The following is a 13,527-nucleotide window of genomic DNA, read 5'->3' on the forward strand; positions in this document are numbered from 1 at the left end:
CACGGAGGCACAGCCATGAGCTCGACCAGCAGAAAGTACCGCCGCACCGCCTGTACGGGCCTGGCCCTGGCCCCCTTGCTGGCGCTGGCCGCATGCGGCGGGGGCGGTGGCACCGATACCTCCGCCGAAGCCGGGAGCGGCAAGGGCACCATCAGCGTCTGGGCCCACCAGGGCCAGAAGAACGAGGCCACCGCGCTGCAGAACGCGGTGAAGTCCTTCAACTCCTCGCAGAACAAGATCAAGGTCGATCTGAAGCTGATACCCGAGGCCGACTACACCAAGACCATCACCGCCACCGACGCCGCCGAGCTGCCGGACGTGATGGAGTTCGACGGCCCGACCATGGCGAACTTCGTCTACAACAAGAAGCTCGCTCCGATCGACACGTACGTCTCCGCCAAGACCATGGACAACGCCACCGACGCGAGCAAGGCGCAGGGCGAGGTCGGCGGCAAGCACTACGGCCTGGGCATGTTCGACTCCGGCCTCGGCATCTACGGCAACAAGAAGCTGCTGGACGCGGCCGGGGTGAAGTATCCCAAGGGCCTGTCCGACGCCTGGACGGCGGAGCAGTTCACCGCCGCGCTCAAGAAGCTGAAGGCCAAGGACCCCGACGGCAAGACCGTCGACCTGCAGGAGTCCGGCGGCTACGCCAAGGAGTGGGGCACCTACGGCTTCGCCCCCATCGTCTGGTCCGCCGGAGGCTCCCTGCTCAAGGACGGCAAGGCGGAGGGCGCCCTCGACACCCCGGCCGTGGCCTCGGCCCTGAAGACCTTCCAGTCCTGGAAGACCTACGTCGACCCCAACACCGACGGCAACGCCTTCGCCAAGGGCCGCGTCGCGCTCAGCTGGGTCGGCCACTGGATGTACCCCGCCTACAGCGAGGCCCTCGGCGACGACCTCGTCGTCCTTCCGCTGCCCGACTTCGGCAACGGCCCCAAGACCGGCCAGGGCTCGTGGGCCTGGGGCATCGGCGCCGACACCAAGAACGCCAAAGCGGCCGGCACGTTCCTGGACACCCTCCTGAACGACACCAACGTCACCGCCATGACGACCGCCAACGGGGCGGTGCCCGCCACCAGGACCGCGCTCGCCAAGAGCAGCCTCTACAAGCAGGGCGGCCCGCTCCAGCTCTTCGCCGACCAGCTCGCCAAGCCCTGCGGTGACAGCGACATCACCAAGTCCTGCGTCGCCGTCACCCGCCCGGTGACCGCCGGATACCCGACCGTCACCGCGAAGTTCAGCGAGGCCCTGAACTCCGTCTACGGCGGTGCCGACCCCAAGAGCGCCCTGGCGAAGGCCGCCCGCGCCATCGACCGGGACTTCTCCGACAACGCCGGCTACAAGATCCCGTAGGACCATCGGCGGGGCGGGCCGCACACCGCGCGCCCGCCCCGCCGGGAACAGGACCCTCCCGTGACATCCGTGGAACCCGCGCCCGCCGTGCCGCCGCCCGGCCCGGGGCAGGCCCCGTCCGTGACCTCCGTGAAGCCCGCGCGTGCGAAGCGATCGATGCGATCAACTCGTCCCGGTCGTAAGAACCGCGACTGGCTGCACGGGCTGCTCATGTCCGCCCCGGCCGTGGTCGGACTCATCGTCTTCGTCGGTGTGCCGTTCGGCTACGCCGTGGTGCTCTCCTTCTACAACGTCCGCCTCGGCTCCCCGCTCGAGCCCACCTTCTTCGGCCTGGAGCAGTACCGGCGGCTGTTCACCGACCCGGACCTGTCGGGCCCGTTCCTGCGGGCCCTGCTCAACAACCTGACCTTCGCCGTGGTCGTCGTCCCGGTGCAGACGGCCCTGGCACTCGGGCTGGCCATCCTCCTCAACCGCAAGCTCAAGGCCATCGGCCTCTTCCGGTCCCTGTTCTTCATGCCGGTCGTGTTCCCCATGGCGCTGGTCGCCGTGATCTGGCGCCTCATCCTGGCCCGCAGCGACCAGGGCATGCTCAACTCCGCACTGGACGCGGTGAGTTTCGGCAACTGGGGCGCCTTCGACTGGCTCGGCGACGGCGCCACCGCCATGGCCTCGCTCATCGTGCTGTCGATCTGGCAGGGCGTCGGCTTCCAGATGGTCATCCTGCTGGCCGGCCTCCAGCAGATCCCGGGGGAGCTCTACGAGGCCGCCGCACTCGACCGCGCCTCCCGCTGGCAGCAGTTCCGCCACGTCACCCTGCCCGGCATCCACGGCACCCTCGTCTTCGTCGCGATGCTCACCTCGGTGCTGTCCTTCCGTGTCTTCGACCAGGTGTACGTCCTCGTCCGCGGCGGCGGCCTGGACGAGGACGCCACCCGCACCGTGATGTACCAGGCCGTCACCACCGCCTTCGACCAGAACAACATCGGCCAGGCGTCCGCGATCACCGTCGTCTTCTTCCTGATCGTCGTCGTCCTGACGCTCATCCAGCGCCGCGTCGTCCGGCCCGGAATCGAGGACTGACCCATGGGCACCACCCCTACGCCCCTGCGCCGCTTCCTGGACTACGCCGTACTCGGCGTGCTGGCCTTCGTCTTCGTCCTGCCCGTGATCTACCTGTTCCTGGGCAGCCTCAAGCCGTCCGACGAGGTCCTCAACGGCCTGTCCGGCTTCCTCCCCACCCACCTGTCCTTCGACAACTACTCCGCCGTCCTCGACAGCCTCGACTCCGACAGCACCGGCTACTTCTGGCGCTTCATGGGCGTCTCACTGCTGCTGGCGTTCGTCGTCGTCACCGGCGGCCTGTTCGTCAACTCGATGGCCGCCTACGGGCTGTCCCGCCTGAAGTGGCGCGGCCGCAACGCCGTCTTCACCCTCATCCTGCTGCTGATGCTGGTCCCGTTCGAGTCGGTGGCGGTGCCGCTCTTCTACATGTTCAACGACCAGCGCAACACCCTCCCCATCCTGGCGCTGCCGTTCATCGCCAACGCCTTCTCGGTCTACCAGTTCCACACGTTCTTCCGCTCGATCCCGCCGAGCATCGAAGAAGCCGCCCGCATCGACGGCGCGGGCCCCTGGCGCACGTTCTTCGCGATCATCGTCCCCATGTCGAAGCCGGCCTTCGCCTCCGTGGCGATCCTGACCTTCCTCATCCAGTGGGGCTCGTTCCTGTGGCCGGTGCTGATGGTGTCCGACCCCTCGGTGCGCCCGCTGCCGCTGGAGATGAGCGTCTTCCAGGGCCAGGAGCCCCCGGACTGGGGCCAGATCCTCGCCTTCGGCGTCCTCCTGGTCCTGCCCGTCCTGGTGGTCTTCGCCTTCTTCCAGCGGTGGTTCGTCCAAGGCGTCGCCAGCTCCGCCGTCAAGGGCTGAACACGCGTCTTCGAACGTGAGTGAGGGGCGGACTCAGTTGCCGACGCCGAGGCCGGCCATGAACGCGGGCGGGTATCGGTCGCCGCGTGCCGCGCCCGGCGGTACCGCCTTCTCGATCTCGGCGAGGTCGTCCGCGGTGAGGTTCAGCTCCATCGCGGGCAGCGCCTCGGCCAGCCGCTCGCGGGTGCGGGCGCCGACCAGCGGCACGATGTCGTCGCCCTGTGCGGCCACCCAGGCGATGGCCAGTTGGGCAACCGTGCACCCCTTCGCGTCGGCGACCCGGCGCAGCGCTTCCACGAGGGCGAGGTTGTGTTCCACGTTCCCGCTCGAGAAGCGCGGGCTGAAGCCGCGGCTGTCGCCGGGCCCGGCGGCGCGGCCGGCGGACCAGTGCCCGGAGATGAGGCCGCGGCTGAGGACTCCGTACGCGGTCAGGCCGAGGCCGAGCTCCCTCAGCGTCGGCAGAACGTCCGCCTCCACGGCGCGGGAGATCAGCGAGTACTCGATCTGCAGGTCGGCGACCGGGTGCACGGCATGCGCCCGGCGGATGGTCGCCGCGTCGACCTCCGAGAGGCCGAGGTGCCGGACGTACCCGGCGTCGATCATCTCCTTGACCGCGCCGACCGTCTCCTCGATCGGTACCGCCGGGTCCAGCCGGGCGGGGCGGTAGATGTCGATGTGGTCGGTGCCCAGGCGGGTCAGCGAGTAGGCCAGGAAGTTCTTCACCGCCTCGGGACGGCTGTCCATCCCGCCGAACTCCCGGCCCGGCCCTCGCAGCATGCCGAACTTGACGCTCAACCGGTAGCTGTCCCGGTCCCGGCCACGCAGTGCCTCGGCGAGCAGCAGCTCGTTGTGGCCCATGGCGTAGAAATCGCCCGTGTCGATCAGCGTGACGCCGGCCTCCAGAGCCGCGTGGACGGTGGCGATGCTCTCCGCGCGGTCGGCCTCGCCGTAGGCACCCGACATGCCCATCGCGCCCAGGCCCAGCGCGGAAACGGCCGGGCCGGTGGTGCCCAGGGTTCGTGTCTGCATCGCGTTCTCCTTCGTCGTCGGTCTGCCCCTCACCCTGGGCCCGCGCCGCGATGTACGGGAGCGGAGCGTTCATCCTGGGAGAGACGCTCCCTGGATCGTCCCGGCCGCTGCGAGGACGATGAGGGCCATGGGGACCATGCAGCGTGACCAGCTCGCCGACTTCCTGCGCCGCCGCCGCGAGGCGATGCGTCCGGCCGAGGTCGGCATCGCCGACGGCCCCCGCCGCCGCACCTCCGGCCTGCGCCGGGAGGAGGTGGCCACGCTCGCCGGCATGTCGGTGGACTACGTCGTACGCCTCGAACAGGGCCGCAGCAGCCGGCCCTCGGTCCAACTGCTCGGCGCGCTGGCCCGGGCGCTGCGTCTCTCCGACGACGAGCGCGACCACCTTTTCCACCTGGCCGGCCACCAGCCCCCGCCCGCCGACGGAGTGGCCCGCCTGGCCCGCGCCGGCCTGATCCGCATGCTCGACCTGCTCGGCGACGCCCCGGCCCTGGTCCTGTCCGACCTGGGCGAGGTCCTCGCCCAGAACCGGGCCGCCCTCCTGCTCGCGGGCGACCTCCGGCTCTTCTCCGGCGACCGCCGCTACGCCGTATACCGCTGGTTCACCGACCCCGCGGCCCGCGCCGTCACCCCGCCCGAGGAACAGGAACGCTACGCCCGCCAGCTCGTGGCCGACCTGCGCGCGGCCGCCGGCCGCCGGACCGGCGACTCGATGGTCGCCGGACTCGTCGACCGGTTGCAGACCGAGAGTGCCGACTTCCGCCGGATCTGGGCCGAGCACGAGGTGGCGGTCCGGCGAGCCGACCGCAAGACCCTGCTGCATCCCCGGGTCGGCCACCTGCTGCTGGACTGCGAAACCCTGCTCACCCCCGACCAGGGCCAGCAGCTGGTGGTGCTCACCCCCGCGGATGCCGAGACCCGCGAGCGGCTGGAACTGCTGCGGGTCATCGGTGTCGAGGAATTCCCCACGGCAGCAACGGACCCGACGACAGGGTGAAGCGCCGGGCCACGGGGGCAGCGGCTGAACCGGGTCCACGGACCGGTTCCGGATGCCCGTCCCTGGCATCGGCGGACGGCAGCAGCTGCCTGCGGCTCCTTCAGTGCAGATGCAGGGCGTGCCGGAGGTTCCTGTACAGGCCGACCTCGGTGAAGGACGTCGTCAGCTCCCGGCGAGCCGTGCCGTGAGGCGGGTCGTACCCGCGGACACGGCGAGAAGAGTGCCGAGCGCGGTCCGTTCGGCCGACGCCGGGCACCCCGTGTCGCCGCGTTCCGCCTCCGCTCCGACCAGGAGCACCTGCCACGGCCCCGGTGCCCCCTCCGCCTCGACCGTGACGGTGTCGCCGTCGCGGGTCGTCCGGAAGACGGCCGCCGCCCCGTCCCGGGCGCGCGGGGCCGGGATCCGTGTCACGACCGTCGTACCGTCGACGGGCGTGTGGATCCGCAGGGTCACCCCGTGCGCCCAGTCGTACTCCGCCGCGTCGTCGCTCTCGCCGTACGGGATGACCGAGCCAGGCCGGGCCAGCAGGGGCAGACTGTCGTAGCCGTACTGCTCGCGCCGCCAGCCCGGCCCCTGGACCTGTTCGCCCGACAGCAGATGCGTCCAGGTGCCGTCCGGGAGGTAGTGGTCGACGACGCCGTCGGCCGAGAACACGGGGGCGACGAGCAGGTCGTCACCGAGCATGTACTGCCGGTCGAGGGTGTGGCAGGCCGGGTCGTCGGGGAACTCCAGGACCATCGCCCGCATCATCGGCGTGCCGCGCTCGGCGGCCTGCTGTGCCGCACGGAACAGGTAGGGCATGAGCCGGTGCTTGAGCCGGGTGAAGTCGCGGGTGACCGCGACCGCCTCCTCGTCGTAGTCCCACGGCACCCGGTACGACTTGCTGCCGTGCAGCCGGCTGTGCGACGACAGCAGCCCGAACTGCACCCACCGCTTGAAGACTTCGGGAGTCGGCGTGCCCTCGAAGCCGCCGATGTCATGACTCCAGAAGCCGAACCCGGACAGGCCGAGCGACAGCCCGCCGCGCAGCGACTCGGCCATCGCGCCGAAGTGCGACTCGCAGTCGCCGCCCCAGTGCACCGGGAACTGCTGTCCGCCCGCCGTCGCCGAGCGCGCGAAGAGCACGGCCTCACCGGCGCCCCGGGCCTCGCTCAGCACCTCGAAGACCGTCTCGTTGTAGAGCTGTGTGTAGTAGTTGTGCATGCGCTCCGGGTCGGAGCCGTCGTGCCAGACCACATCGGTCGGGATCCGCTCGCCGAAGTCGGTCTTGAAGCAGTCGACGCCCTGCACGGTGAGCGCGCGCAGCTTGCTCGCGTACCACTCGCGTGCGGCCGGATCGGTGAAGTCGACCAGGGCCATGCCGGCCTGCCACAGGTCCCACTGCCACACGTCGCCGTTGGCCTTGCGGACCAGATGGCCGTGCCGCTTGGCCTCGGCGAACAGTGGCGACTTCTGCGCGATGTACGGGTTGATCCACACCGACACGCGCAGGCCGTGCTCCTCCTTCAGCCGACGCAGCATGCCCTCCGGGTCCGGGAACACCTCCGGGTCCCAGGTGAAGTCGCACCACTGGTACTCGCGCATCCAGAAGCAGTCGAAGTGGAAGACACCCAGCGGGATGTCCCGCTCGGCCATCCCGCGCACGAACCGGTTCACCGTCTCCTCGTCGTACGAGGTCGTGAACGACGTCGACAGCCACAGCCCGAACGACCAGGCCGGCGGCAGCGCCGGGCGGCCGGTCAGCGCCGTGTAGCGGTCCAGGACGTCCTTGGGCGTCGGACCGTACACCACGAAGTACTCCAGCGACTGGTCCTCGACGCTGAACTGCACCTGCCCGACGGCCTCCGAGTCGATCTCGTAGCTGACCTTGCCGGGGTGGTTGACGAAGACACCGTAGCCGCGGTTGGTGAGGTGGAAGGGGACGTTTTTGTACGCCTGCTCGCTCGCGGTGCCGCCGTCGGCCTGCCAGATGTCCACGCACTGCCCGTTCTTCACGAACGGCGTGAATCGCTCGCCGAGCCCGTACACCAACTCGCCGACGCCGAGCGTCAGTTGTGCCAGGGAGTAGTGGCTGCCGTCGCCTGTGACCGCGAAGCCGGTGCCGCGCGCCTTCGCCGAGGTGAGGACGCGACCCTCCGCGGTGAAGTCCAGCCGCCAGGGGGCCGCGGTGTCCACGCGCAAGGACAGCTCGCCGGCCGTGAGTTCCAGCAGCGAGCCCTCCCGGGTGACCCGTGCCGCGTGCCGGGGCTCGGTGCGCAGCGCGAACTTTGGGCCGCGCTCGGCTGCGCCCGCGTGGTGGGTGGAGCGGATACCGATCACGCCCTCGGCGGGGGACCAGCACTCGACGGTCAGCAGCGGGCTGTTGAGGGTCTGGCCGCGGCGCGTGACGTGCCGCACGGGCGCGTAGAGAGTGAACCGGTCCTCGTCGACGCGGACATCGGCGACCTCCGCGGCGTACGACGCCCGGACGCCTTCGCGCATCATCCAGTAGCCGTCGGTGAACTTCATCGGGGGTCCTCGCCAGGGGTGATGCGGGCGCGGTGGGCGGCGATCAGCCGCTGGTACCAGCGGTAGCTGTCCTTGGGTGTGCGTACGTGCGTGTCGTAGTCGACCCGGACGATGCCGAAGCGCTGGCCGTAGCCGCGGGCCCACTCGAAGTTGTCCAGCAGTGACCACACGTAGTAGCCGCGCACGTCGACGCCCGCGCGCAGGGCGGCGGCGAGCGCGTCCAGATGGCTGTGGAGGTAGTCGATCCGGTCCCCGTCGCGGACCCGGCCGTCGGCGTCGACGGTGTCCGCCTCCGCCGAGCCGTTCTCGGTGATCAGGATCGGCGGCAGCGCGGGATAGCGCTCGGCCAGGTCGACCAGCAGATCCGTGAAGGTGTGCGGGACGACGGGCCAGCCCATGGTGGTGTGGCGGACGTCGTCGCGCCAGGTCTCCTCGGCCCGGACGTCGACCGTGGTGCGGGTGGCCGGATCGGCGTCGCGGTACGGGGCGTCGGAGACGGTGATCGGCCGGTAGTAGTTGATGCCGACGAAGTCGAGGGGCGCGCCGATGAGATCGAGGTCGCCGTCGAGGCGGTACGAGCCGCCGCCGCCGGGCAGCAGCTCGCCCCAGGTCTCGGCTTCGTGCTCCGGGTAGCGCCCGGCGAACAGCGGCTCGAACCACACGTCGTTGTGGAGCGTCTCGACGCGGCGTACGGCGGCCAGGTCGGCGGGGGAGTCCGTGGCCGGCAGCAGCCGGTCGGGGTTGAGCGTGATCCCGAACTCCCGTGCCCCCGCCGCGCGCAGGGCGTGCACGGCCAGCCCGTGGCCGACGAGTAGATGGTGCGCGGCGGCGAGCGCGCCGCGGCCCTCCCGGGCGCCCGGGGCGTGGGCGCCCGCCGCATAGCCGACGAAGGCGCTGCAGAAGGGCTCGTTGAGCGTGATCCAGCGATCCACCCGGTCGCCGAGCCGGGCGGCGACCACCCCGGCGTACTCGGCGAACCGCTCCGCCGTCCCGCGTACCCGCCAGCCGCCCCGGTCCTCCAGGGCCTGAGGCAGGTCCCAGTGGTAGAGGGTGGCGGCGGGGGAGATGCCGGAGGCCAGCAACTCGTCGACGAGACGGTCGTAGAAGTCGAGCCCGGCCGCGTTGGCGGGGCCGGAGCCGGCCGGCTGGACACGCGGCCAGGCGACGGAGAAGCGGTAGCCGTCCACGCCCAGCTCGCGCAGCAGCGCGATGTCCTCGCGGTAGCGGTGGTAGTGGTCGCAGGCGACGTCACCGGTGGCACCGTCCGCGACGCGCCCCGGCTCACGGCAGAAGGTGTCCCAGATGGACGGACCCCTGCCGTCCTCGTCGTGCGCGCCCTCGATCTGGTAACTGGCCGTGGCGGCACCGAAGAAGAAGCCGGCGGGGAACTCGGGGAACTCGGGGAACTCGACGGACTCGGAGAAACTCACGGAAGGCACCTGCCTACTTGACCGACCCGCCGGTGATCCCGGCGGCGATGTACTTCTGGGCGACGACGAGCAGGACCGCGGCCGGTACGGCGGAGAGCACCGCCGTCGCCATGACCGCACCCCAGTCGCTGACATGGGCGCCGACGAACTGGTAGATGCCGAGCGTGATGGGTTTGACGTCGTCCGTGGTGTTGAGGGTCAGCGCGAACATGAAGTCCGACCAGGCGAAGAGGAAGGTGAACAGCCCCGCCGTGATCAGGGCATTGCGGCTCATGGGCAGCACGATCCGCACGAACGCCGTGAAGCGGTTGGCGCCGTCCACCATCGCGGCCTCGACGACCTCGCTCGGGATCGACACCATGAACGCCCGCAGCAGCACGACCGCAAACGGCAGACCGAGCGAGGCGTCCGCCAGGATCAGCCCCAGATAGGAGTTGACGAGGTCGAGCTGCGCATAGGCGCTGTAGAGGGCGTTGGCGACGACGATGCCCGGAACCATCTGCGTGATGAGCGTCGCGAAGACGATGCCCTGCCCGCCCCGGAGCCCGAACTGGGCGAGCCCGTACGCGGCGGGCGCGGCGAGCGCGAGACAGACGACGACGGCGCCGAGTGCGACGACGAAGCTGGTGAGCAGCGAGCCGCCCTGGGTGCTGATCGCCGTGTCGAAGTTCTTCAGGGACGGTGAGAGGGGGAACCACTCGGTGGCGGCGATGCTCGACTCGGGCTGGAGCGCGGTGTTGAGCATCCAGTACACGGGGAAGAGCAGCACGGCGAGGATCAGCAGCGCGGCGACGGTGTTGCACACCGAACGAACGCGCAGAAGGCTCGCCGGTCGTTTCATCGGTCGGTTCATCACCGGTCACTTCCCCTTGCCGAAGTCGGCGCGGTTGGCCCGCAGGTACAGCAGGGCGAAGACCGCGCTGATGAGGATCAGGACGTTGCCCACCACGGCGCCCTGGCCGAAGTCGAGCTGAAGGAAGGAGAGCTGGTACGTGACCGTGCCCAGCGTCTGGGTGGAGTCCGCGGGGCCGCCCGAGGTCAGCGCCAGGATCAGGTCGAGGATCTTCACCGTCGACATGAAGCCCAGCACGAGCACGACGGTGATCACCGGGCGCAGCATCGGCAGCGTGATGCTGCGAAACGTCCGCCATGGGCCGGAGCCGTCGAGCGACGCGGCCTCGTACAGGTCGCGCGGGATCTCCTGGAGGCCGCCGTAGAGGATGACCATGTTGAACGGGATGCCGATCCAGATGTTGACCAGGACCGCCGACAGCAGAGCCACACCGGGGCTGCTCAGCCACGGTACGCCGTCCTGCGGGACCAGGCCGACCGCGTGGAGGGCCGTGTTCAGCATGCCGTGGTCCTGGTCGAGGATGCGCCGCCAGACGACGGCGGAGACGACCATGGGCACGAGCCACGGCAGCAGCAGGATCGCGCGTACGAAGCCGGAGAGCCGGAAGCGGCGGCAGAAGAAGACGGCGAGGGCCAGGCCGAGGGTGAACTGGCCGAACAGCGAGCCGACGGTGAACAGGGCCGTGTGCCACAGGGCGTCCGTGAACAGCTCATTGGTGAAGACGGCCCGCCAGTTGTCGAGGCCGTTGAACGGTGCCTCGCCGGTGAAGTACGTCTTCGGCGTGTAGCGCTGGAAGCTCATCACGATGTTGCGGACGAGCGGGTAGCCGAAGAAAAGGGCCATGTAGGCGAGCGCGGGAGCGACGAAGAGCCAGCGCAGCAGCCCGCGGCGCAGCGGAGCGCGGCCGACGGCGGACTTCGTTCCGGCGGCGCCCGTGGCGGGCGCCGGGGAGGTGACGGTGGTCATGGCCGGTTCCTCACTTCCCCGCCGAAGCCTGCTGCTGTGCCCGGTGCAGGGCCTGTTCCGGACTGGTCCGGCCCGTCAGCACGGACTGGAAGGCGCCCGCGAGCGCGTCGCCGACGACCGGCCAGCCGGTGCCGACCTTCGCCGTACGGGAGCGGGCGGTGGTGACGAGCTCGGCGAACGCGGCGAGCTTCGGGTTCTTCTTGGCGTACGCCCGTGCGGCCGTGGCGCGGGTGGGCACGTTGTTGACCGACTGGCCCCACTCAAGCTGGTTCTTCTCGGAGTTGAGGCAGTTCAGGACCTTCCCGGCGTTCTTCTCGCGGGCCGGGTCCTCGTCGTTCTTCGGTACGGCCATGACGGTCCCGCCGATGGGCGGCACCGCCGGCTTGCCCGCCTCGGGCACCGGAATGCTCGCGACCGCCCAGTCCACGTTCTTCTGGGCGCTGAGGACCGGCACCTGCCACGGCCCATTGATCATCATGGCGGCACGGCCCGCCACGAACTGGTCGTTGACGTCCTGCTGGTTCCAGTTGACGACGGACCTGGAGGCGGAGCCGTCCGCCACCAGGTCCTTCCAGAGCTGGAGCGCGGCCTCGCCCTTGCCGTTGTCGATGTTTGCCTCGTCACCGCCGGCGGACCAGAAGAACGGAAGGAACTGGTAGACGCCGTCCGCGTTCGGGCTCGCGCTGAACGCCATGCCGTACGTGTCGCCCGAGGTCAGCTTCTTCGCGGCGGCCCGCAGCTCCTTCCAGGTGGTGGGCGGGGCGACGCCCGCGTTCTTGAGGAGCTCGGTGTTGTAGATCAGCGCGAGGGAGTTGACGGAACGGGCGATGCCGTACTGGGTGCCGTCGTACGAGCCGAGGGACTTCGCGCTCGGGGAGAGGCCGGAGGTGTGGACCCCGACCTCGTCGAGCGGCCGCAGGCCCTCGGTCTGCGCGAACTGGGGCAGCTCCGAGCCGTCGAGTTCCAGGATGTCGGTGAGCGAGTCGGACGACGCCATCCGGAGTGCCTTCGAGGCGATCTGGTCGGCGGGCACACTGATCTGCTCGACCTTCAGGCCGAGCGGCTTGCCGCAGCGGTCGAAGAACCGCAGGTTGGCGGTGTGCTCGGCGGTGTCGGTCGCCGAGTTGAGCACGGTGACGGTGCCCGGGTCGGGCTCCGCGGCACAGCCGCCCAGCCCCGGCGCGACCAGGGCACAGGCAAGGGTGGCGGCGAGCGCTGGAACGCGTCCACGTCTTGTTCTGAAGCGTCCTGCTAAGACGGGCAAGGTTCATCCTCCGTTACATGTGCGGCTCAGGACATGCGGTGGTCCGGCGAGGGAGCGTCGCGGGCCGTGCCGTACGGGCGATCCGAGTGCTCAGCCGGGCGACGGCGGGGCGATGACGGGCCCCGCCATCCGCGGCTGGATCAGATGGTGCGGCGCGCTGGAGGGCATGCTCGAAGCAGGTGCGGCGACAGGCTCCCGCGCGGTCGATGACCGGTCGCCGGGGCCGGGTCCGATCGCGTCGATGGCGAGCCGGGCCACGGCCGTGGACATCTCCGCCACGGGCAGATCGATCCGCGGCAGGTGCCGGACGCCCAGCTCGTCCGGGAGGCTGCCGACGAGCACGACGCTCAGATCGTGGGGAATCCGCAACCCGGCCGCCGTCACCGCGTCCAGCAGGCGGGGGAGGAGGATCAGGTGCTGGACGACCAGTGCGGTCGGTACGGGCGGCGCGGCCAGCGCCTGGCTCAACCGCCGCGCGAGGACGTCCGCGTCACGGTGGGACGGGATCACGCGGACATCGGCCCCGGTCTCCACGGCCGCTCGCCGGGCACCGTCGAGACCGTGCAGGGCATAGCCGCGGCGTGCGGCGACCTCGTGCTCGGCCGACGAGAGGAAGAGGATCCGCCGGTGGCCGGCAGCGGCGGTCTCGCGCATGGCGAGGGCGACGGCGGCCTCCCAGTCGAGGTCGGTCCAGGGCAGCGCCGCGTGATCGTCGTGACCGAGCAGGGCACCGGGGAAGCCCAGTTCGCGCAGGACCTCGACACGGGGGTCACGGTCCTCGACCGCCATCAGCACCGCGGCGTCCGCGAGCCTGCTGCGGGCCACCCGGCGAAGCCCCCCGACGCCGTCGCTGTCCGTCACCAGCAGCACGTCGTACCCGTGCACACGGGCGGCGTCGGTGACGTCGATCGCAAACCGCCCGTCGATCGCCCGGTACGCCCCGGGCACGCGCGGCGCGGCCAGCGCGAGCACCCGGGTCCGCGCGCTGCGCAACGTACGGGCACTCGCGCGCGGGTGGTATCCGAGCTCGTCGATCGCGGCCTGTACCGCGTGCCGGGTGTCCTCGGAGATCTTGCGCGACCCGCTCAGGACGTACGACACAGTGCTCGGCGCGACGCCTGCCCGCTCGGCGACGTCCTTGATCGTGACCATGTCCGCCCCCCACCCGGCCCTTCTCAGGGCCGTCGGCTTCCTCTTC

At 70.5% G+C, this 13,527-nt stretch carries 11 protein-coding genes; 4 read left to right on the forward strand and 7 right to left on the reverse strand.

Annotation, left to right across the window (positions count from 1 at the left end; all coding sequences use genetic code 11):
- Positions 1 to 15: 15 nt before the first annotated feature.
- From ACIBL4_RS38900 to ACIBL4_RS38910, 3 genes are read left to right on the forward strand one after another with little or no spacing between them, the layout of a single operon-like run.
- Positions 16 to 1,356 carry an ABC transporter substrate-binding protein gene (locus ACIBL4_RS38900; protein ID WP_399416552.1) on the forward strand — a complete coding sequence of 447 codons (1,341 nt, stop codon included), beginning with the start codon at positions 16 to 18 and terminating at the stop codon, positions 1,354 to 1,356.
- 60 nt (positions 1,357 to 1,416) lie between these two features.
- Entirely contained in the window at positions 1,417 to 2,436 is a 1,020-nt protein-coding gene (locus ACIBL4_RS38905) for a carbohydrate ABC transporter permease (protein WP_399416553.1), read from the forward strand.
- 3 nt (positions 2,437 to 2,439) lie between these two features.
- Positions 2,440 to 3,282, forward strand: a complete 843-nt coding sequence (locus ACIBL4_RS38910; protein WP_399416554.1) for a carbohydrate ABC transporter permease — start codon at positions 2,440 to 2,442, stop codon at positions 3,280 to 3,282.
- A gap of 33 nt (positions 3,283 to 3,315) precedes the next feature.
- Here ACIBL4_RS38910 and ACIBL4_RS38915 read toward each other — a convergent pair whose 3' ends face one another.
- Positions 3,316 to 4,311 carry an aldo/keto reductase gene (locus tag ACIBL4_RS38915; RefSeq protein ID WP_399416555.1) on the reverse strand — a complete coding sequence of 332 codons (996 nt, stop codon included), beginning with the start codon at positions 4,309 to 4,311 and terminating at the stop codon, positions 3,316 to 3,318.
- 136 nt (positions 4,312 to 4,447) lie between these two features.
- Here ACIBL4_RS38915 and ACIBL4_RS38920 point away from each other — a divergent pair, with 136 nt between their 5' ends.
- A complete protein-coding gene (locus ACIBL4_RS38920; protein WP_399416581.1) occupies positions 4,448 to 5,308 on the forward strand; it encodes a helix-turn-helix transcriptional regulator in 861 nt (286 codons plus the stop codon).
- A 162-nt stretch (positions 5,309 to 5,470) separates the two neighbouring features.
- Here ACIBL4_RS38920 and yicI read toward each other — a convergent pair whose 3' ends face one another.
- The 6 genes from yicI to ACIBL4_RS38950 all read right to left on the reverse strand — a co-directional run bounded on the left by yicI (position 5,471) and on the right by ACIBL4_RS38950 (position 13,481).
- Entirely contained in the window at positions 5,471 to 7,816 is a 2,346-nt protein-coding gene (yicI, locus tag ACIBL4_RS38925; RefSeq protein ID WP_399416556.1) for an alpha-xylosidase, read from the reverse strand.
- The gene (locus ACIBL4_RS38930) at positions 7,813 to 9,246 is read right to left on the reverse strand and encodes a GH1 family beta-glucosidase (protein WP_399416557.1); all 1,434 of its coding nucleotides are present in this window, start codon (positions 9,244 to 9,246) and stop codon (positions 7,813 to 7,815) included. Before ACIBL4_RS38930 ends, yicI begins: the two co-directional genes overlap by 4 nt.
- A gap of 13 nt (positions 9,247 to 9,259) precedes the next feature.
- A complete protein-coding gene (locus tag ACIBL4_RS38935; protein WP_399416558.1) occupies positions 9,260 to 10,087 on the reverse strand; it encodes a carbohydrate ABC transporter permease in 828 nt (275 codons plus the stop codon).
- An 18-nt stretch (positions 10,088 to 10,105) separates the two neighbouring features.
- On the reverse strand, positions 10,106 to 11,065 hold the full coding sequence (locus tag ACIBL4_RS38940; protein ID WP_399416559.1) for a carbohydrate ABC transporter permease: 960 nt from the start codon (positions 11,063 to 11,065) through the stop codon (positions 10,106 to 10,108).
- A 10-nt stretch (positions 11,066 to 11,075) separates the two neighbouring features.
- On the reverse strand, positions 11,076 to 12,329 hold the full coding sequence (locus ACIBL4_RS38945) for an ABC transporter substrate-binding protein (RefSeq protein ID WP_399416560.1): 1,254 nt from the start codon (positions 12,327 to 12,329) through the stop codon (positions 11,076 to 11,078).
- A gap of 90 nt (positions 12,330 to 12,419) precedes the next feature.
- On the reverse strand, positions 12,420 to 13,481 hold the full coding sequence (locus ACIBL4_RS38950; protein ID WP_399416562.1) for a LacI family DNA-binding transcriptional regulator: 1,062 nt from the start codon (positions 13,479 to 13,481) through the stop codon (positions 12,420 to 12,422).
- Between the last annotated feature and the right edge of the window lie 46 nt (positions 13,482 to 13,527).

The organism is Streptomyces sp. NPDC050416 (assembly GCF_044458845.1).
Taxonomy (GTDB): Bacteria; Actinomycetota; Actinomycetes; order Streptomycetales; family Streptomycetaceae; genus Streptomyces.